The sequence below is a fragment of the Allomesorhizobium camelthorni genome (genome assembly GCF_011045125.1).
Taxonomy (GTDB): domain Bacteria; phylum Pseudomonadota; class Alphaproteobacteria; order Rhizobiales; family Rhizobiaceae; genus Allomesorhizobium; species Allomesorhizobium camelthorni.
In genome coordinates this window covers 21,774-39,452 of record NZ_JAAKZF010000038.1, presented here as the reverse complement: position 1 = coordinate 39,452, position 17,679 = coordinate 21,774, and the positions used below count along the sequence as shown (strand labels likewise).

The window sequence follows — 17,679 nt, the reverse complement described above, 5'->3', positions numbered from 1 at the left end:
TGCCGGTAAGCCGGATTCCGGCAATGATGTGCTATCAGGGGTTGCCGACACTGCGGGGGAAACGCCGGCATGGCCGACATCATAGTCGTCGATGACGAGAAAGACCTCGCATCGATGATCGCGGACTACCTCCAGGCACTGGGCCACAGTTTGCGCGTGGCGTTTGACGGCGTCGGCTTGCGCGAGGCGATGGCGGCCGCTTCAGCCGATCTCGTCGTCCTCGATCTCAATATGCCCGGTGAAAACGGCCTCAGTCTGGCCCGGTGGCTTCGCGAGCATCATGATGCCGGCATCCTGATGCTGACCGGCGCCGATACGGCCTTCGACAGGGTCGCGGGCCTGGAAGTCGGCGCTGACGATTATCTGTCGAAGCCGTTCGCACTGACCGAGCTTGAGGCCCGGATCGCAGCGGTCTTGCGTCGCCGCCGCCCGAAGATCGCGATTGGCGCTCCAGCGCTGGCGGCCGGTTGCCTCGCTTTCGGCAGCTATGTGTTCGATCCGAATGCGAGAAGCCTGGTCGATATGCACGGAGCGCTTGTCCCGCTCACGCCGATGGAACTCGACCTCGTCGCGGTCTTCGCGACACATCCGGGCCGGGTTCTGACCCGTGACGACATCCTTGATCTCGCCCCGCCGCGCAGCGACGAGCCTTTTGACCGCAGCATCGACAGTCGCATAACCCGCCTTAGGCGCCGGCTGGAGACGGACCCGACAAAGCCGGAACTGATCAAGACGATGCGCGGGGCGGGTTATCTTTATCCGAAGCGTTGAGCGACCGGGCCGCGTTGGGCGCCAGAGAGTACCTTAGCCGTGGGTTTGCAGGACCGGCGCGTAGAGCCCCGCATACTCGTCCCGCAATACTTTCTTCTGGACCTTGCCCATCGTGTTGCGTGGCAGTTCATCGACGAAGATCACCCGCTTGGGCTGCTTGTAGCGGGCCAGTCGACCGTCAAGCGCAGCGATGACCGCCTTCTCATCTATTTCCGCCCCGCTTTCCCTGACAACGATGGCGGTCACGCTTTCGCCGAAATCGGGGTGAGGCACGCCGATGACGGCGCTTTCCACCACTCCGGGAAGCTGATCGATCTCGACCTCAACCTCCTTCGGATAGATGTTGTAGCCGCCGGAAATCACAAGATCCTTGCCGCGGCCGACGATCGAGACGTAGCCGCGATCGTCGATCTGGCCGAGGTCGCCGGTGATGAAGAAGCCGTCGTCGCGGAACTCGGCTTGGGTTTTTTCGGGCATGCGCCAATAGCCCTTGAAGACATTCGGTCCCTTCACCTCGATCATACCGGTGGCGCCTCGCGGCAATTCGTGGCCCGTGTCGGGATCGACCACCCGAAGCTCCACGCCCGGCAGCGGGAAGCCGACCGTGCCGGCGATCCGGTCGCCGTCAAAGGGGTTCGACGTGTTCATATTGGTCTCGGTCATGCCGTAGCGTTCGAGGATGGCGTGGCCGGTGCGCTCACGAAAGGCGCGATGCGTATCGGCCAGAAGCGGGGCGGAACCAGAGATGAAAAGCCGCATGCCGGCTGTCGCCTCGCGAGTGAGACCGGGATGCTGCAGCAGGCGGACATAGAAGGTCGGCACGCCCATCATCGCGGTCGCTCGGTCCATCAGGGCCAATATCTGGTCGGGATCGAATTTCGGCAGGAACAGCATCGACGCGCCGGCGACCAGGATCGTGTTGGTCGCCACGAACAGCCCGTGCGTGTGGAAGATCGGCAAAGCGTGGATCAGCCGGTCGTCGGCGGTGAATTGCCAGTAGTCCCTTAGCGTCAAGGCGTTCGACAGCAGATTGTCATGCGTCAGCATTGCGCCCTTTGAGCGCCCGGTGGTGCCGGAAGTGTAAAGGATCGCGGCCAGGTCATCCGCACCGCGCGCGACATCCGCGAATTCCGCATTCGCAAGGGCTGCCTTTCCCATAAGCAAGCCGCCGCCGAACTCGTCCAGCGTTTCGAGCTTTCCACCATGCGCTTTGGCGATCCCGCTTATGCCGGCTTCGGCGCCCGGCGTGCAAATGACGAGGCGTGGCTCTGCGTCTCCGATGAAATAGTCGAGCTCAGCGAGCGTATAGGCGATGTTGAGCGGCAGATAGACCGCCCCGGCGCGCAGGCAGGCGAGATAGACCATCAGCGCTTCGGCGCTCTTTTCAACCTGGACCGCGACGCGATCGCCCGGCTCCACGCCCAATCCCGCCAGTACGCTGGCGATGCGGCCGGAGGCATCGAGCATATCGCCATAGGTCCAAACGCGCCCCTTCGGCGTTTCGATGAAGGGCGCCTTCGTTGATGGGATCGCCGCCCGGATCGCATCGAACATGTGGTTGCTCACGATGTCAGTTCCCTGTTTTGGCTGCTGCTTTCGATTTGCTTTTCCGGCTCCGGCGCAGGCAATGCCCGCCGCACCGCACGTTCATTGCGCAATAGCCGTTTGACGGCGGCGGCCGCAACAACCTCGCCGCGTTCGACGAAGGCCTCGTGGTTGGCCTCGATGTCGTCGAGCTTGTAGAGGTAGTTGACCATCACCCCGTGCGACTGGCGCATGGCGCGCGGCGACTGATCGGCGAGGAAATTGATGCGTTCGAGCCGCGCGCCGTTGCCGAGATGGAAGCGGGCGACCGGGTCGATCGGCTGGCCGCGTTGGGTGCGGGTGCGCAGGAGATAATGCGCTGCCGCCGGCAGGATCGCCGCTTCGACTGTTGCTCGTGTTTTCGGATCGCTGGACCATTCCGGATGCCCGAGCAGCTCCAGCGATTTCCGGTCGGCGTCGCTCAGTGCGCCCGAAGCCGGATCCATCTCCGACGCCAGCCAGCGGGAAAAGCCTGGCAGCGGTGACAGCGTCGCGAAGGTTTCCAGTTTTGGCAGGTCGCGGCGCAACTCTTCCACCACCTGCTTGATCAGGAAATTGCCGAAGGAGATGCCGCGCAGGCCATCCTGGCAGTTGGAGATCGAATAGAATGTGGCCGTCGTGGCGTCCTCCGCCCGGATCGGCGCCCGGGCTTCGCTGAGCAGTTCCGAAATCGAGCCGGGGATTGATTTCGTGAGCGCGACCTCGACGAAAATCAGGGGCTCGTCGATGAGTTGCGGATGAAAGAACGCGAAGCAGCGGCGGTCCTCAGGGTCGAGCCGGCGGCGCAACTCGTTCCAGTCGCCAATCTCGTGCACGGCTTCGTAGCGTATGATCTTTTCCAGGACATTGGCCGGCGCGGACCAGTCGATCGGCGTCAGCACCAAAAAGCCGCGGTTGAACCACGATCCGAACAGATGGCTGAAATCGGCGTCCACGGCTTCCAGATCGCGGTCGCTGGCCATCTGGTCCAGCAACGCCTCGCGCATCCGCACCAGCGTCGCAATGCCGTTGGGGGCAAGGTTCAGCCGGCGGATCAACTCCTGCCGCCTGGGCTCGGCGGCCGCATGCAGTTCGCGCAGCGTCTGAGGCGAGCGCTCCCCCCGATAGGCTTCGATCGCCTTCTCGAGACGTTCGGGGTCGGGGCCGAATTTCTCGAGCAGCATTGCCATGAACGCGCGGCGGTCGTCCTGGGCGGAACGCCGCCAGCGCTCCAGTATGTCGCCCGCCAGCGCCATGCCGGAGGCTTCGCCTCGCCGTGAAAGCAGGTTCTCGCAGGCTCGTTCCAACTCGCCGATACCATCCGCCGGCAGCGGCTGCCAGCCGAAGGACAACAGCTTGCGTCCTCTTTTGGCTATCGTCTGCAACATATCGCCGAAGATCGACGAGGTGTTCATATTCCAGCTCCTAGCATCTGGTTGGGCAGCCAGGTGACGATACCTGGGAAGAAGCACAGGATTACGATGGCGAGCAGCATCACCAGCACATAAGGCACCGCCCCCCACAAGATTTCCCGGGTCGGGATATCGGGCGCGATGGCATTGATGACGAACAGGTTGAGGCCGATCGGCGGCGAGATCAGCCCGATCTCCATGTTGATGGTGAGCACGATTGCGAACCAGTAGGGGTCAAATCCCGCCTGAACGATGATCGGAAACAACAGCGGCGCCGACATCACGATGATCGCGACCGGAGGTAGGAACATGCCGGCCACCACCAGGAACACGTTGATGACCGCCATCAGCACCCATCGGTTGACCTCCATCTCGGCGATCGCGCCGGCGATAGTCTGGGTGATGAACAGCGACGACAGGGCGAAGGCGAACAGCTCCGCCGCCGCCAGGATCATCATGATCATCACGCTTTCGCGCATCGCGGTGGTGAAGATGTTGGAGACAGGCCGGAACTTGAACAGCCTGTAGGCGACGACGACAACGACGATGGTGAGGAACGCGCCCGCCCCCGCCGCTTCCGACGGCGTGGCGATGCCGCCATAGAGCACGTAGAGTGTGCCGGCGATGATCAGAAGAAATGGCAGCACGCGGGGCAGGTTCGACAGTTTTTCAGCCATGGTGTAGCGCACCGCGCGCCCGGCGAAGTCGTAGCCCTTGCGCTTGCAGTCAATCAGCGCCCAGGCCATGAACATGGCCGTCAGCATGAGGCCCGGAATCACGCCCGCCATGAAGAGCCGGCCGATCGAGGTTTCGGTCGAGATGCCGTAGACGATGAGCGTGACCGAGGGCGGGATGAGAATGCCGAGCGTGCCGCCGGCCGCGATCGAGCCCGCCGCGACCGAGGACGGATAGCCGCGCTGCGTCATCTCGGGGATGCCCATCTTGCCGATCGCCGCGGCGGTTGCCGGTGAAGAGCCAGTCATGCCGGCGAAGATGGCGCAGGCGCCGATGTTTGAAAGCACCAATCCTCCCGGAACGCGATTCAGCCAGCGGTCGAGCGCCAGGTAGAGGTCGCCGCCGGCTGGCGACGAAGCCACAGCCGCCCCCATCAGGACGAACATCGGGATCGAGACGAAGGCGAGATTGGCGATGCCGGCGTACATGGTCTCGGACAACACGTAGAACATGCCGATGCCGCCATCGAGGAGCAGTGCGGCGACAGCCGCGAGACCGAGCGCGAAGGCGATGGGCATGCCGGTTCCCAGCAGAACGAAAAGTCCGGCGATCAGGAGCAGACCGGCTGTCATAGGGCTCATATTGGTCTTTCCTTGCTCGGCTCAACATCGGCGAATGCCGAAATCTCGGCATCGGGTTCGAGCGCGGCGGCGCTCTCGTCGGTGTGAAGTCTGAGTATTTCTGCGAAATATTGCAGGCACAGCATCGCGAAGCCTATCGGCACCGCCGAGTACGGAATCCAGAGCGGAGGAGCCCATACAGTCGGCGATGTCCACTCGTTCGCCCACGCTTCGTGAAAGTTTATCCAGCCGGCGACCAGCATGATCGAGCAGAAAATCAGGCCGAGCCAGCATCCCGCCAGCCGAAGCTTGAGCCGCGCCGCGTCTCCGACCAGATGCTCGATAACGTCGACGCCCACATGCCCCTTCCTCAGGAGCACGTAAGGCGCGCCGACGAAGATCGCCGCGGTTGCCGAAAAGACGACGAAGTCGTTCTGCCAGGTCGTCGCCACGCGCAATATGTAGCGAGCGAAGATCATCTGGCAGACCACCAGCATCGCCAGGATGAGGAGAAATGTGGCGAGTGCTCCCAGCGCCCGCGAGACGTTGCTCACGGCGCGGATGTAGCTTTTGATCATTGTCGTACCCGCTTCGGGATTGACGGCGGCCCGCCAGCGTACCTGCCGGCCGCCGGAAGGGATCACTTCACTGCGAGCGCCTTCTGGATCAGTTCCTCGCCGCCTTCGACCTTCTCGGCGAAGTTCTTGTAGGACGACTCCTTGGCGATCGCGAGCCAGGCGTCGTAATCCGCCTTGGACATCTCGACGACCTCGACGCCGGCCCTCTTGAAGGTGTCGACCATGATCTGGTCGCCCTTCTTGATCTCCTCGTTGAAATAGGCTTCCGCCTTTTCCGCCCCCGCGAGGACCGCCTTCTGTTGCTCCGGTGTCAGGCCATCAAAGACTTGTTTCGACATCAGGATCGGCTCGTACATGAACCAAAGCGCGTTTTCGCCGGGGGCCGTCAGACACTTGACCTGCTCATAGAGCCGGTACGAGACGAAGCTTGCCGAGGACGTGTTTGTCGCGTCGAGCACGCCGGTCTGCATTCCCGTGTAGATTTCCGATGACGGCATCGAAGTGATCGACGCGCCTGCCGAGGCGAGCATCTCCTCGAAGGCAGGCCCCGCCGCGCGGATGACCTGTCCCTTGACCGTTTCCGGCGCGGTGATGCACCCCTTGGTCGATGCAAAGGCGCCCGATAGCCAGGCGTCGGCGATGACGACTACACCGGCTTCCTCGATCACCTTCTTGATCTCGTCCATGAATTCGGAATCGTTCAGCCGCTCCGCGCGATCCAGGCTGCCGACTAGGCCCGGCATGAGCGTCGCCGAGAATACAGGGTGACGGCCGGAGGCGTAGTCGAGCGGGAATGATGACATGGCGAGCAGGCCGCGCGTCATCGCGTTCCACTGTTCGTTGGGCTTGTAGAGCGACGCGCCGGGATAGACCTGGATCTCGAGCCCGACATTGGCCGCCGCGACCTCCTTGGCGATGATCTGCACCATCTCGTCGCGAGGGTCTCCCTTGCCGCCGGGAAATTGATGCGAGGCCTTGAGCACGGTCTGGGCCTGTGCGGCCCCCGCGATCAAGCAGCCGGCGGCGAGAGCCGTTGCCAGCCTGAGAATGTTCGCAAAGGTCTTCATTATTTCCTCCCTGTGTTCCCGGCCCTCCAGCCGATTGGAATGATTGACGCCAATCTTGCGCGCAAAGTCAATACGGATGTATACAAAAACGCCACTCCTGCATAAGAATGAGACATCCATTGGCCACCAGCACATTCCACAAATTGCGCGACGAGATCGAAAACGGCATCGTCACCGGAACCCTCCCGCCCGGATCGCGGCTTGACGAAGTGCAGCTCGCCAGCCGATTTGGGGTCTCGCGCACGCCTATCCGGGAAGCGTTGATGCAATTGGGCGCGATCGGTCTCGTCGAGATAAGGCCGCGTCGCGGTGCGGTGGTGGTCAATCCTGGCCCGAACCGCATATACGAGATGTTCGAGGTGATGGCCGAACTGGAAGGAATGGCCGGCTCACTCGCGGCCCGACGTTATACGGAGGAGGATCGGGCTAAGTTGCTTGCAGCTCATGCCGAATGCGAGCGATCGGTAAAAAGCGGCGATACCGACGCCTACTATTACGACAATGAGATATTCCACCGCGCCATTTACGAAGCCAGCCACAGCGGCTTTCTTCTTGACCAATGCACGGCATTGCACCGCCGTCTGCGGCCGTATCGCCGTCTGCAACTGCGTGTCCTGAACCGGATGAAAGTGTCCTTCGGCGAGCATACGCGCATTGTCGAAGCAATCCTGGCCGGAGAAGCGGAAGCCGCCCGCGAACTGCTGCGGGGCCACATCGCCGTCCAGGGAGACCGGTTTGGCGATCTCATCGCGTCGTTGACCAGCAACGGCCAAAAGCTGCTCTGAGGCCGCGCTAGCCTAGTCCTACTCACGGCCCCAGATTACCCGACCGCCATATCGGTAGGCAAATCGCTGCGCCTGACGGCAGCTTGTCGGCGGAGGCTGCTGGCCAGCCGGACGGTCGTAGAACCACACGCGGCAGCTTCCTGGCGGAGGTAAATGCCCTTGGGGAATGCGGTAGGAATAGCGCCTGTGATCATCCCGCTCGCGCTCTCGCCAATCCCGGTGCCAGTCGCCATCATAGCGGTTCCAAACGCGGTAGGAGCCCTTGCCGCTCTCGTCCTTGTCGGGATCAGCAAGCGCGGGCGAAGCGATCAAAGCGACAGCGCCAGCAAGGAAAAAACATTTCAGCATTGGCATACCTCACTAGCAGTTCTACCGGCCATCGTTTCATATGCGGCCTGAACAGGCTCTGAACGGGGCTATACAGATCGCAGCCGTCCCGCTTGGGTTGGCATCAGCTCAAGCGTCCGGGCCCGATTACGCCCAGAACAAAAGGCCAATCGCCAGCAGCGCGATGACGATCAGAAGGCTCCAGATCTGCCATGACCTCATGCGGCGGAAGGTGAACGATTCGCGCGAACCTATCAGGATCATCTCGATTGTTCGCCATTGCGTCACCTCATTTCTACTTTCCCGGGTTGTATGGATTTGACCGCGTGTGCTCAACGCGGCGCAACCCCGAAGGTTTCAGAGCCCGAAGACAGGCTGTTCGTTTCCCGCATGAAAGTCATCACGGCACAGGCCAGACGACCCGCGGGCTAGCTTGCGTCGTTGGCCGCCTGTCCGCTTCCGGCCTCGGACCTATATCTTTCCGTATGGATGTCCGACTACAGGGCGAGAACCTTGCCAGCATCCGGTGCTGGGCACGAACCTTTGTACTGATGGTGATGGTGCTGGCCGGCGTCCTTGGCTTAGTGATCTCGCATGCTTCGGAAAACAGAGGCGTGGCCGTTGTGCTGAAGCTGGACGGCGCCGTCAGTCCGGCGACTGCTGATTATATCACGCGCGGTCTTCAGCAGGCCGAGGAGCGTCGGGCGGAACTGGCGGTCCTGCAGATGGACACGCCCGGCGGTCTCGACACGTCCATGCGCGAGATCATCCGTGCAATCCTTGCCTCGCCCGTGCCCGTGGCAAGCTTCGTCGCGCCGAGCGGCGCGCGGGCCGCCAGCGCCGGCACCTATATCCTCTATGCGAGCCACATCGCCGCAATGGCTCCGGGCACAAACCTCGGCGCCGCGACTCCAATCGCCATCGGTGGCGGCGGATTTCCGTTCGGCGATGAAGAGGCTGACCAGGAGCGCCAGGACGAAAGCGGCGACCCTGAGGGGAACCAATCGGCGGGAGAGCGGCAGTCTCCACGCAACGCCGCCGAAGCAAAGGCGATCAACGATGCCGTGGCCTATATTCGGGGATTGGCGGAGCTGCGCGACCGCAATGCCGATTGGGCGGAAAAAGCGGTGCGCGAGGCGGCCAGTCTGTCGTCCTCGGCCGCAGCGCGCGAGAATGTCATCGATTTTACCGCCGCTACAGTAGACGAACTTCTCGCCAAGGCGAACGGCCGCACTGTGCGCGTCGGTCAGACGACCGTCACGCTCGACACTGCCGACCTCTTGGTTGAGGAGCTGGAGCCGGACTGGCGCGCCCGGCTTCTCGCCGTCATCACGAACCCGAATGTCGCACTGATCTTTATGGTGATCGGCATCTACGGACTGATCTTCGAGTTTCTCAATCCCGGCGCAATGGTGCCCGGAACGATCGGCGGCATCAGCCTGCTGGTCGGGCTGTACGCGCTGGCGGTGCTTCCGGTCAGCTATGCGGGGGCCGGCCTGATCGTGCTGGGTGTCGGCCTTATCGTCGCGGAAGCTTTCGCGCCGTCCTTTGGTATCCTCGGCATCGGCGGCACCGTCGCGCTGGTGCTGGGCGCCACCATTCTCTTCGACACCGACATACCCGGTTTGCAGCTGTCCTGGCCCGTGATCGGCGGTGTCGCGGTCGGCAGCTTGGCGCTCACGCTATTGATCGTCCGGCTGGCATGGACTTCGCAGCGGCGCAAAGTGGTCACAGGCGCCCAGCAACTGGTCGGCGCGACGGGCACCGTCGGAGACTGGAACGGAACCGTCGGCCACGTGTTTGTGCATGGCGAACGGTGGAATGCGGTTTCGTCCCGTCCCTTGGCTCCCGGCCAGGAAGTCCGCGTCACTGCGCTAAACGGCCTGACCCTCGAAGTCGACAATGTGCTCGACGCGCAGCGACTACCCTAAGGCGACAGAGGAGAAGTCAAATGGACTTTTTCGGCGACTTTACGTTCTATTTCGTGCCGATCCTGCTCCTGCTGATCGTCCTTGCTTCGGCGATCAAGATCCTGCGGGAATATGAGAGGGGCGTTGTCTTCACGCTTGGCCGCTTCACCGGCGTCAAAGGGCCCGGCCTGATCCTGCTCGTGCCCTTCGTCCAGCAGATGGTCCGGGTTGACCTTCGCACACTGGTGCTGGACGTCCCCACTCAGGACGTCATCTCCCGCGACAATGTCTCGGTCCAGGTCAACGCGGTGATTTATTTTCGGGTCATAGACCCTGAAAAGGCGACGATCCAGGTTGAGGACTTCATGATGGCGACGAGCCAGCTTTCGCAGACGACGCTGCGGTCTGTTCTCGGCAAGCACGATCTCGACGAAATGCTGGCCGAACGCGACAAGCTCAACAGCGACATCCAGGAAATACTCGATCTTCAGACCGATGCCTGGGGCATCAAGGTCGCCAACGTCGAGATCAAACATGTCGACATCAACGAGTCCATGATCAGGGCCATTGCTCGCCAGGCCGAAGCCGAGCGCGAGCGGCGGGCCAAGGTCATCAATGCCGAGGGCGAGCAGCAGGCTGCCCAGAAGCTGTTGGAAGCCGCCGAAATCCTGGCCAGGCAGCCGCAGGCGATGCAGCTCCGCTATCTGAGTTCGTTGAACGTGATAGCGGGCGAGAAGAACTCGACGATCGTCTTTCCCTTCCCGATGGAGTTTGCGAACTTCGTGCCCGGCATGAAAGACCAGCATTCGAAGTAGGAACCGGCCGAGACGCGGGAACTCCTGCTAGGTCGTTGGCCATTCATGGAGGCACCTGATCATGCGAGAGTGGGCGCTGACAGAGGGCAGGCTCAGGATATTGATCCTGGTGGCGGCGACCGCCTTGGGGCTTTATCTGTGTTACCTGTTGGCCTTCCCTTTCCTGCCTTCATTGACCTGGGCGCTGGTTTTAAGCGTGATGCTCTTGCCGATGCATCGCTGGATCGAGGCGCGCACCGGCCATGCCGATCTAGCGGCCATTATATCCGTCATTGTGGCGGCGATCGCAGTGGTCGTTCCTGTGCTCTATGTGGCGCAGAAACTCGTCGTCGAAGCGGTGGAAGGCGCCGTTTACCTGGAAGGGCAGCTTCGCGGCGCGGAATGGCGTGATGCCATTGATGCCTATCCACGATTGGCAAGAAGCGTGGAATGGCTCGAGGAACGATTGGACTTCACCGGAGCCGCTGCAAACCTCGCGCAATGGCTCACCGTCCAGAGCACCTCGTTGGTGCGAGGTTCGGTCAATCAGCTGCTCAATCTGTTGCTGACGTTCTATCTGCTCTTCTATTTCCTGCGCGACAGGCAGCGAGCCTGGCGGACATTGGGCGACTTTTCTCCGCTTTCCCGTGCCGCGACTGAGCTGGTCGCCCGCCGGTTCATGGACACTGTTCACGCAACGATCTTCGGCACGCTGGGCGTTGCCGCCGTCCAGGGAACGCTGAGCGGATTGATGTTCTGGTGGCTGGGCCTACCACTGCCGCTATTTTGGGGCGTAGTGATTGGGTTGCTTGCCATTGTGCCCGTGCTGGGTGCGTTCGTCGTCTGGGTACCGGCGGCTGTCTTTCTGGTTTTCGAGGGCCATTGGATAAAGGCGCTGATTCTCGCGGCATGGGGCGGCATCATTGTCGGCGGCATCGACAATCTTCTCTACCCGGTCCTGGTGGGGAACCGGCTGAAGCTTCACACGGTCCCGGCGCTGATAGGCCTCATTGGCGGCCTAATCCTGTTCGGCGCCTCCGGGCTTGTCCTCGGACCGGCCGTGATCGTCGTCACCTTGGCGCTGGTGGAGATACTCAAGAGACATTTCCGCCGTGAAGTCGTACCGCACGACAACTCGTCGCGACGCGGAGGGAAAGCGAAGCAAAGCGGTGAGACGAATCCCCGGACGTGAAGCTCAAGGGCCGGAACGCCTGCGGTTCATTGGGAGGCCGCGGGGGGTGCGTTGTTCACCTTAATCTGGAGTCGCGCCTAGTCGTGAGTAGGCGCCGCCACGCACGACCAGTTCATCATGCGGACCTTGTTCGACGATGCCCGTATCGTCGACCACGACAATGCGATCGGCATTGCGGATCGTGGCCAGCCGATGCGCGATCACCAGTGTCGTTCGGCCTTGCGCAAGCTCTGCCAGCGACTGCTGGATCTCGCGCTCGGTCTGCGTGTCGAGCGCCGACGTCGCCTCGTCCAGGATGAGGATTGTCGGGTTCTTCAGGAACATGCGCGCGATCGCAAGGCGCTGTTTCTGACCGCCCGACAGTTTTACGCCACGCTCGCCGATGATTGTGTCGAGGCCTTCCGGCAGCGACGCGATGAGTTCGTCCAGGCGGGCTCGGCGCGCAGCCTCGACAATGTCGCTTTCCACCGCGCCCAGCCGGCCATAGGCGATGTTCTCGCGGATCGTGCCGCCAAACAGGAACACGTCCTGCTGCACGATGCCGATCTGGCCGCGCAACGAGGCCAGCTTCATATCGCGTATATCCAAACCGTCGATCGTGATAGCGCCGCTGTCGACCTCGTAAAATCGCGGCAGCAGCGAGCACAGAGTCGTCTTGCCAGCGCCGGACGGTCCGACGAAGGCGATGGTCTGTCCTGCTGCGATGTCAAGATTGATGCTCTTCAAAACCGGCCGTTCGCCGCTGTAGCCGAAGGTGACATCACGGTAGCTGATGTCACCCCGGAGCGTAGGTGCGTCGATTGCGCCAGGCCGATCCGCGATGTCCGGCTCAGTGTCGAGGAGGGCCGCATAACGGCGAAATCCGGCGATACCTTTCGGATAGGTTTCGATCACCGAGTTGATCTTGTCGATCGGCCGGAAGAAAACATTGACCAGGAGCAGGAAACCGACGAAGCCGCCACTGGAAAGTTCGCCACGCAGCACGAGGTAGCTTCCGGCGATCATAACGACCAGTTGGATCAACCGCATGCTCATGTAGCTCAGCGACGTGCTGGCTGCCATGATGCGATAGGCATCGAGCTTGGTCTTGCGGTAGTTGGCGTTGTCGCGCGCGAAAAGATTGCGCTCGTGGTCTTCATTGGCGAACGCCTGCACCACCCGCATGCCGCCGACACTCTCTTCGATGCGGACATTGAAATCGCCGACCCGCCCGTAGAGCGCCTGCCAGTTGCGCGTCATGCGCGCGCCATAGCGGCTGGTCACCCAGGCAACCAGCGGAACGATCGCCGCCGTTATCAGTGCAAGCTGCGCATTGACGGAGAACATCAGCGCGAAGGCGCCGATGAACGTCATGACGGCGATAAACAGGTCTTCCGGGCCATGATGGGCTACCTCGCCGATTTCCTCCAGGTCCTTGGTGACCCGGGCAATGAGGTGGCCCGTCTTGTGATTGTCATAGAAGCGGAACGAGAGCTTTTGCAGGTGATCGAAGCTTTTCCGCCGCATCTCGGTCTCGATGTTGATACCGAGCATATGGCCCCAGTAAACCACGACCGCCATCAGTCCGGTGTTCAACACATAGATGGCAAGAAGGCCGGCCGACGCTGCGAGGATCAGCATCCATTGCTGCGTCGGCAGCAATTCGTCGACGAAGACCTTGACCGCCATCGGAAACCCGAGTTCCAGCATGCCGGACAGAACCGCGCAGCAGAAATCCAGGATGAACAGACCCTTCCAAGGGCGGTAGTAGGAGAAAAATCTACGAAGCATTGGGACGCTTTTCTGGTTCGAAGGTGTGGATTGCCAGGAGCATGGCGATGTAGGGGCGGTCGCTTCAGGCATTCTTGCGGGCGGGTATCACCCATTCTATTCGAGTGCGGCCCGGAAAAACATCGCTGCCAAGGCAACTGCCCATCGAGGCCAACCTTGCCTGAAGGAATAGCTTAGGATAACTTGAGTTCGAATATCATGTTATGAGGTCTCCATGCTGACTGCAACCACGCGCTGCGAAACGCCGAATGCGGGCAAATATCTCCAGCAGCTCTGCAAACATTTCGCGCACAAGGTGGAGGTCGCCTACGGTGATGGTCACGGGCAGTGCCGTTTTTCCTGCGGCACGGCTACCATGAATGCCGGCCTCAAAGAGCTGGATATAACGGTGGAAGCGGCCGACACCAGCGCTTTGACCGAGACCAAGCAAGTCATCGAATCGCATCTCGTCCGGTTCGCCTTCCGCGAAAATCTCCAGCCGCTGGCGTGGCACGATTGAAGCGCCTGTCTTCGACACGGAGCATGCTCATGAGATGGCTCAACCCGGTCCTGGCGCTGTCGGCGCTGGCTCTTTTCGTCGTTCAGGCGTTCGCAACCGAGATCGAGACTGCGAAAGGCCCGGTAACCGTCGGCAACACGCCGCAAACGCTCGCCGTCTTCGATATTGCGGCAGTCGATACGTTGAACAGCCTGGGTGTGAAGATTGCCGGCTTGCCCGAGAACCTCTATGTGCCCGAACTTGCCGGATTGAAGGGTGGCGCGGAAATCGTGGGCACCATTTTCGAGCCCGACCTGGAGGCCCTGAGCGCGCTGGCGCCGGACCTCATCATTGTCGGCGGACGCTCCTCGCCGCAACTGGCGGCGACGAGCCGGATTGCGCAGACCATCGACATGACGATGGACGGCGATGACCTGTTCGCGCAGGCAAAGCAGCGCCTGACGGCTTACGGCGCTCTCGTCGGCAGGCAGGCCGAGGCCGAGGCGCTTGCCTTGGAACTCGACAACGCGCTCTTGTCGACACGTGCCGCCGTCAAGGGCAAGGGCAAGGCGCTGATCGTGATGACGAGCGGTCCGAAAGTGACGGCCTACGGCAAAGATTCCCGTTTCGGCTGGGTGCATTCGGCGCTCGAACTGCCGCCGGCAGTCGAGGATGTCGAGGCCGCCATCCACGGTGAAGCGATCTCCTTCGAGTTCCTCCGTGACGCCAATCCGGACTGGCTTATCGTGCTCGATCGCGCCGCCGCGATCGGTTCGGGCGAGCAGAATGCCATGGCGACGCTCGACAATGAGTTGGTTGCGGCGACTACAGCCTGGAAGAAGAAGCAGGTAGTCTACATGCCGGCAGCCGATTTCTACATCGCTGCAGGCGGCGTCCGGTCGACGAAGCGCGTGCTTGAGACGATCCGGGACGCGTTCGCCCAGACCCAATGACGGCTGAATCCATTGGCCGTCCGGGCATCGTTTATCAGGCAATCGGCATCGCAACCTTGCTGGCGCTTTTTGCGGCCAGTCTGGTTGTCGGCGTCAGCGATCTTGCGATAGGAAGCCTGGGTTCCGATCCGGAAGCGTTGCGGCTGATCATGATCAGCCGGCTGCCACGTACTCTGGCGGCGCTTCTGGCCGGCAGCGCATTGGCCATCGCGGGGCTTGTGATGCAGACACTTGCCCGCAATCGTTTCGTCGAGCCGTCGACCGCGGGAACCGCGCAATCCGCAGCACTCGGCATACTGATCGTGACGCTCGTGTGGCCAAATGCGTCGCTTGGATGGAAGGCGCTCGGCGCCGCCGCGACCGCTCTCGCCGGAACATCCATTTTTCTCATGTTTGCCCATAGGCTGCCGCCAACGCAGCCCTTTCTCGTTCCGCTGTTCGGACTTGTCTATGGCGGCATCATTGGATCTGCCGCGACTTTTGCCGCGTGGCATTTGGATCTCCTGCAATACCTCGAAGTGTGGATCACAGGTGAGTTCTCAGGCGTCCTGCGCGGGCGCTATGAGCTGTTGTGGGTTGCGGGCGCTCTGGTCGCACTGGCGTGGTGGACGGCCGACCGTCTGACGATCCTTTCGCTGGGTAAGGACGTCAGCATCGGGCTCGGACTGAACTACGCCGGTATGCTGCGGCTCGGCCTGGTCATCGTCTCGGCGATCACCGCTCTGACTGTGGTTGTTGTCGGGACAATCCCTTTCGTCGGGCTGGTCGTCCCGAACATTGTGTCGCGCTTCGCCGGTGAAAATCTGCGCCAGACCTTGCCGTGGGTCGCCGGCGGCGGTGCTGCGTTGGTGCTTGCCTGCGACACCATCGGCAGGCTCCTCCGCTTCCCCTACGAGGTTCCGGTCGGCACGATCCTCGGCGTCGTGGGGGCGATACTTTTCCTGATGCTGCTGCTTGGCCGGAACAGCAATGACTGAAGTCGCGATGGAACGGGGCTTGGTGCGGCCCGACCACCGCCTCGCCGTGATGGCGGCGGTCGCACTGCTGGTCGCGCTAGGGTTCATGACGATCGGCCTGCGCGGCAATCTCGCCTTCGTGATCGAACTGCGTGCAGTGCGGCTGGCGGCGATGGTTCTGGTCGGCGTGGCGGTGGCGGTTTCGACGGTCGTGTTTCAGACCGTTTGCGCCAACCGCATCATCACTCCATCGATCATGGGGCTGGACGCGCTCTACGTCTTTTGCCAGACCGCGCTTGTTTTTGCGCTGACTGGTTTCGGTTTTGCCGGCATGGATCCCCGCCTGCACTTCCTTGGCAACTTCACGGCAATGACGTGCCTCGCGCTGGCGCTGTTCCTGCCTATGCTTCGCCGGCGTTTCGACCTGACGCTGATGTTGCTGACGGGCATCGTGCTGGGCGTGCTGTTCCGATCGTTGACGACCTTGCTGGCGCGGCTGCTGGATCCGAACGATTTCGCGGTGCTGCAAGGCGCAGTCTTCGCGCGCTTCAATACAGTGGAACCCGGTCTCCTGCTGCTGGCTGGCGTGATCACCGTGGCGGGTGTCGCCACCGCCTGGCGGGCGCGACATGTTCTCGATGTGCTCGCGCTGGGCGCCGACACAGCCATCGGGCTCGGTGTCGCGTGGCGCGGCACGGCTGCCGGGCTCCTGGTTCTTGTCGCCGCGCTCGTTTCTGCGTCGACGGCGCTGGTCGGTCCGATGGCGTTTCTGGGGCTGCTGGTGGTTTCGCTCGCCGAACGCATTGTGGGCGCCGGCCGGCACGCCATTCTTCTGCCGGCAGCCGCGTTCACGGCGATAATCGTGCTCGTGGGTGGCCAGATAGTCCTCCAGCATGCTCTGGGCGGGGAAGGCAGCCTCGGCATCGTCGTGGAATTCGTCGGAGGTATCGTGTTCCTCGCCATTCTGTTTGGCGGGAGCCGGCGATGATCGAGATTGCAGGCGTCTCCCTGGTTCTTGGCGGCAACCGTATCCTGGACAATGTCAGCCTGGCAGTGCCGAAGGGTGGGGTCACGGCGCTTGTCGGCCCGAACGGCGCCGGTAAGTCCAGCCTGTTGTCGTTGATCGCCCGCCTGCAGCCGCTGCAAAGCGGCCGCATCACCGTCGACGGTCTGCCGGTCGATACGACGCCGAGCCGGCAACTGGCCAAGGCCATGGCCATCCTGCGACAGGATCCCGGCGTCGCAAGCCGCCTGCGCGTCGTAGAGCTAGTGGGTTTTGGCCGTTTCCCGCATCACCGCGGGAGCCTGACGGCGAAAGACCGCGAAATCATCGCGGCATCCCTCGAACGGTTCGATCTCAGCGATCTGGCGCAGCGCTTCATCGACACCTTGTCGGGCGGTCAACGGCAGCGCGCCCTCGTCGCCATGACCTTCTGCCAGGGGACGGATTACATCCTTCTCGACGAACCGCTGAACAACCTCGACATGTTTCATGCAAGGAACCTCATGCGGACGCTGAGACATATCGCCGATGAGCACGGCAAGACGGTGCTTATCGTGCTCCACGACATCAATCACGCAGCCGCCTACGCCGACCGTATCGTTGCGATGAAGGATGGCGCCATTGTCGCATCGGGCGACACCAACGCCATCATCCGGCCAGACATTCTGGAGGGCATTTTTGGCTTCCCGATGCGTGTCGAACGGGTCGCCGGTCGATTGGCGGTCCTGCACCACATTTGAGGCGCGCGAACGCTTGGTGTGTTCTGAAGAACACAATGGTTACAGTAGCTTGCATAAACTGGATTTTTTTAATCAACTTTATTGT

18 protein-coding genes are annotated in these 17,679 nt (G+C 61.9%); 10 read left to right on the top strand and 8 right to left on the bottom strand.

Annotated elements, in window-relative coordinates; translation table 11 throughout:
* Positions 1-69 precede the first annotated feature (69 nt).
* A complete protein-coding gene (locus G6N73_RS22200; RefSeq protein WP_165031603.1) occupies positions 70-771 on the top strand; it encodes a response regulator in 702 nt (233 codons plus the stop codon).
* Between the two features lie 33 nt (positions 772-804).
* Here the strand turns inward: G6N73_RS22200 and G6N73_RS22195 are convergent, their stop codons facing one another.
* From G6N73_RS22195 to G6N73_RS22175, 5 genes are all read right to left on the bottom strand, one after another.
* The gene (locus G6N73_RS22195) at positions 805-2,337 is read right to left on the bottom strand and encodes an AMP-binding protein (RefSeq protein WP_165031601.1); all 1,533 of its coding nucleotides are present in this window, start codon (positions 2,335-2,337) and stop codon (positions 805-807) included.
* The gene (locus G6N73_RS22190; RefSeq protein ID WP_165031599.1) at positions 2,334-3,749 is read right to left on the bottom strand and encodes a malonyl-CoA decarboxylase; all 1,416 of its coding nucleotides are present in this window, start codon (positions 3,747-3,749) and stop codon (positions 2,334-2,336) included. The genes G6N73_RS22195 and G6N73_RS22190 overlap by 4 nt, the downstream gene beginning before the upstream one ends.
* Positions 3,746-5,062: a TRAP transporter large permease gene (locus G6N73_RS22185; RefSeq protein WP_165031597.1), complete on the bottom strand. Its 1,317-nt coding sequence runs from the start codon at positions 5,060-5,062 to the stop codon at positions 3,746-3,748. The genes G6N73_RS22190 and G6N73_RS22185 overlap by 4 nt, the downstream gene beginning before the upstream one ends.
* The gene (locus tag G6N73_RS22180) at positions 5,059-5,619 is read right to left on the bottom strand and encodes a TRAP transporter small permease subunit (RefSeq protein WP_165031595.1); all 561 of its coding nucleotides are present in this window, start codon (positions 5,617-5,619) and stop codon (positions 5,059-5,061) included. The genes G6N73_RS22185 and G6N73_RS22180 overlap by 4 nt, the downstream gene beginning before the upstream one ends.
* A 62-nt stretch (positions 5,620-5,681) precedes the next feature.
* Positions 5,682-6,686 (bottom strand): TRAP transporter substrate-binding protein, encoded by a 1,005-nt coding sequence (locus G6N73_RS22175; protein WP_165031593.1) that lies wholly within the window; start codon positions 6,684-6,686, stop codon positions 5,682-5,684.
* Positions 6,687-6,805: 119 nt separating this feature from the next.
* Here G6N73_RS22175 and G6N73_RS22170 point away from each other — a divergent pair, with 119 nt between their 5' ends.
* Complete coding sequence (locus G6N73_RS22170; protein ID WP_206079015.1) at positions 6,806-7,471, top strand: GntR family transcriptional regulator; 666 nt, start codon at positions 6,806-6,808, stop codon at positions 7,469-7,471.
* Positions 7,472-7,489: 18 nt separating this feature from the next.
* On the opposite strand, the gene G6N73_RS22165 is transcribed toward G6N73_RS22170, so the two are convergent.
* Together G6N73_RS22165 and G6N73_RS22160 are read right to left on the bottom strand one after the other, a co-directional pair.
* Positions 7,490-7,819, bottom strand: coding sequence for a hypothetical protein (locus G6N73_RS22165; RefSeq protein WP_165031589.1), 330 nt, complete (start codon positions 7,817-7,819; stop codon positions 7,490-7,492).
* A gap of 126 nt (positions 7,820-7,945) precedes the next feature.
* Positions 7,946-8,086 (bottom strand): hypothetical protein, encoded by a 141-nt coding sequence (locus G6N73_RS22160; protein WP_165031587.1) that lies wholly within the window; start codon positions 8,084-8,086, stop codon positions 7,946-7,948.
* Between the two features lie 197 nt (positions 8,087-8,283).
* Here G6N73_RS22160 and G6N73_RS22155 point away from each other — a divergent pair, with 197 nt between their 5' ends.
* The 3 genes from G6N73_RS22155 to G6N73_RS22145 all read left to right on the top strand — a co-directional run bounded on the left by G6N73_RS22155 (position 8,284) and on the right by G6N73_RS22145 (position 11,694).
* Positions 8,284-9,729 carry an NfeD family protein gene (locus tag G6N73_RS22155; protein WP_165031585.1) on the top strand — a complete coding sequence of 482 codons (1,446 nt, stop codon included), beginning with the start codon at positions 8,284-8,286 and terminating at the stop codon, positions 9,727-9,729.
* Positions 9,730-9,749: 20 nt separating this feature from the next.
* On the top strand, positions 9,750-10,523 hold the full coding sequence (locus G6N73_RS22150; protein ID WP_165031583.1) for a slipin family protein: 774 nt from the start codon (positions 9,750-9,752) through the stop codon (positions 10,521-10,523).
* A 61-nt stretch (positions 10,524-10,584) separates the two neighbouring features.
* Positions 10,585-11,694, top strand: a complete 1,110-nt coding sequence (locus G6N73_RS22145) for an AI-2E family transporter (RefSeq protein WP_165031581.1) — start codon at positions 10,585-10,587, stop codon at positions 11,692-11,694.
* A 60-nt stretch (positions 11,695-11,754) separates the two neighbouring features.
* On the opposite strand, the gene G6N73_RS22140 is transcribed toward G6N73_RS22145, so the two are convergent.
* On the bottom strand, positions 11,755-13,464 hold the full coding sequence (locus G6N73_RS22140; protein ID WP_165031579.1) for an ABC transporter ATP-binding protein: 1,710 nt from the start codon (positions 13,462-13,464) through the stop codon (positions 11,755-11,757).
* 214 nt (positions 13,465-13,678) lie between these two features.
* On the opposite strand from G6N73_RS22140, the gene G6N73_RS22135 reads away from it, so the two are divergent.
* Genes G6N73_RS22135 through G6N73_RS22115 form a run of 5 tightly spaced genes read left to right on the top strand, consistent with a single transcriptional unit; the run spans position 13,679 to position 17,594 of the window.
* Complete coding sequence (locus tag G6N73_RS22135) at positions 13,679-13,963, top strand: DUF2218 domain-containing protein (protein WP_206079014.1); 285 nt, start codon at positions 13,679-13,681, stop codon at positions 13,961-13,963.
* A 29-nt stretch (positions 13,964-13,992) separates the two neighbouring features.
* Positions 13,993-14,895, top strand: coding sequence for a siderophore ABC transporter substrate-binding protein (locus G6N73_RS22130; RefSeq protein WP_165031577.1), 903 nt, complete (start codon positions 13,993-13,995; stop codon positions 14,893-14,895).
* A complete protein-coding gene (locus tag G6N73_RS22125) occupies positions 14,892-15,872 on the top strand; it encodes an ABC transporter permease (protein WP_165031575.1) in 981 nt (326 codons plus the stop codon). Before G6N73_RS22130 ends, G6N73_RS22125 begins: the two co-directional genes overlap by 4 nt.
* Positions 15,865-16,839 carry an iron chelate uptake ABC transporter family permease subunit gene (locus G6N73_RS22120; protein WP_165031573.1) on the top strand — a complete coding sequence of 325 codons (975 nt, stop codon included), beginning with the start codon at positions 15,865-15,867 and terminating at the stop codon, positions 16,837-16,839. Before G6N73_RS22125 ends, G6N73_RS22120 begins: the two co-directional genes overlap by 8 nt.
* A complete protein-coding gene (locus G6N73_RS22115) occupies positions 16,836-17,594 on the top strand; it encodes an iron ABC transporter ATP-binding protein (protein ID WP_165031571.1) in 759 nt (252 codons plus the stop codon). The genes G6N73_RS22120 and G6N73_RS22115 overlap by 4 nt, the downstream gene beginning before the upstream one ends.
* Positions 17,595-17,679: the final 85 nt, after the last annotated feature.

Coding starts and splice junctions, on each gene's coding strand:
- G6N73_RS22135 (WP_206079014.1), top strand. CDS start 13,679: ATGCTGACTGCAACCACGCGCTGCGAAACGCCGAATGCGGGCAAATAT.
- G6N73_RS22125 (WP_165031575.1), top strand. CDS start 14,892: ATGACGGCTGAATCCATTGGCCGTCCGGGCATCGTTTATCAGGCAATC.
- G6N73_RS22150 (WP_165031583.1), top strand. CDS start 9,750: ATGGACTTTTTCGGCGACTTTACGTTCTATTTCGTGCCGATCCTGCTC.
- G6N73_RS22140 (WP_165031579.1), bottom strand. CDS start 13,464: ATGCTTCGTAGATTTTTCTCCTACTACCGCCCTTGGAAGGGTCTGTTC.
- G6N73_RS22180 (WP_165031595.1), bottom strand. CDS start 5,619: ATGATCAAAAGCTACATCCGCGCCGTGAGCAACGTCTCGCGGGCGCTG.
- G6N73_RS22165 (WP_165031589.1), bottom strand. CDS start 7,819: ATGCTGAAATGTTTTTTCCTTGCTGGCGCTGTCGCTTTGATCGCTTCG.
- G6N73_RS22115 (WP_165031571.1), top strand. CDS start 16,836: ATGATCGAGATTGCAGGCGTCTCCCTGGTTCTTGGCGGCAACCGTATC.
- G6N73_RS22190 (WP_165031599.1), bottom strand. CDS start 3,749: ATGAACACCTCGTCGATCTTCGGCGATATGTTGCAGACGATAGCCAAA.
- G6N73_RS22155 (WP_165031585.1), top strand. CDS start 8,284: ATGGATGTCCGACTACAGGGCGAGAACCTTGCCAGCATCCGGTGCTGG.
- G6N73_RS22120 (WP_165031573.1), top strand. CDS start 15,865: ATGACTGAAGTCGCGATGGAACGGGGCTTGGTGCGGCCCGACCACCGC.
- G6N73_RS22130 (WP_165031577.1), top strand. CDS start 13,993: ATGAGATGGCTCAACCCGGTCCTGGCGCTGTCGGCGCTGGCTCTTTTC.
- G6N73_RS22145 (WP_165031581.1), top strand. CDS start 10,585: ATGCGAGAGTGGGCGCTGACAGAGGGCAGGCTCAGGATATTGATCCTG.
- G6N73_RS22185 (WP_165031597.1), bottom strand. CDS start 5,062: ATGAGCCCTATGACAGCCGGTCTGCTCCTGATCGCCGGACTTTTCGTT.
- G6N73_RS22200 (WP_165031603.1), top strand. CDS start 70: ATGGCCGACATCATAGTCGTCGATGACGAGAAAGACCTCGCATCGATG.
- G6N73_RS22175 (WP_165031593.1), bottom strand. CDS start 6,686: ATGAAGACCTTTGCGAACATTCTCAGGCTGGCAACGGCTCTCGCCGCC.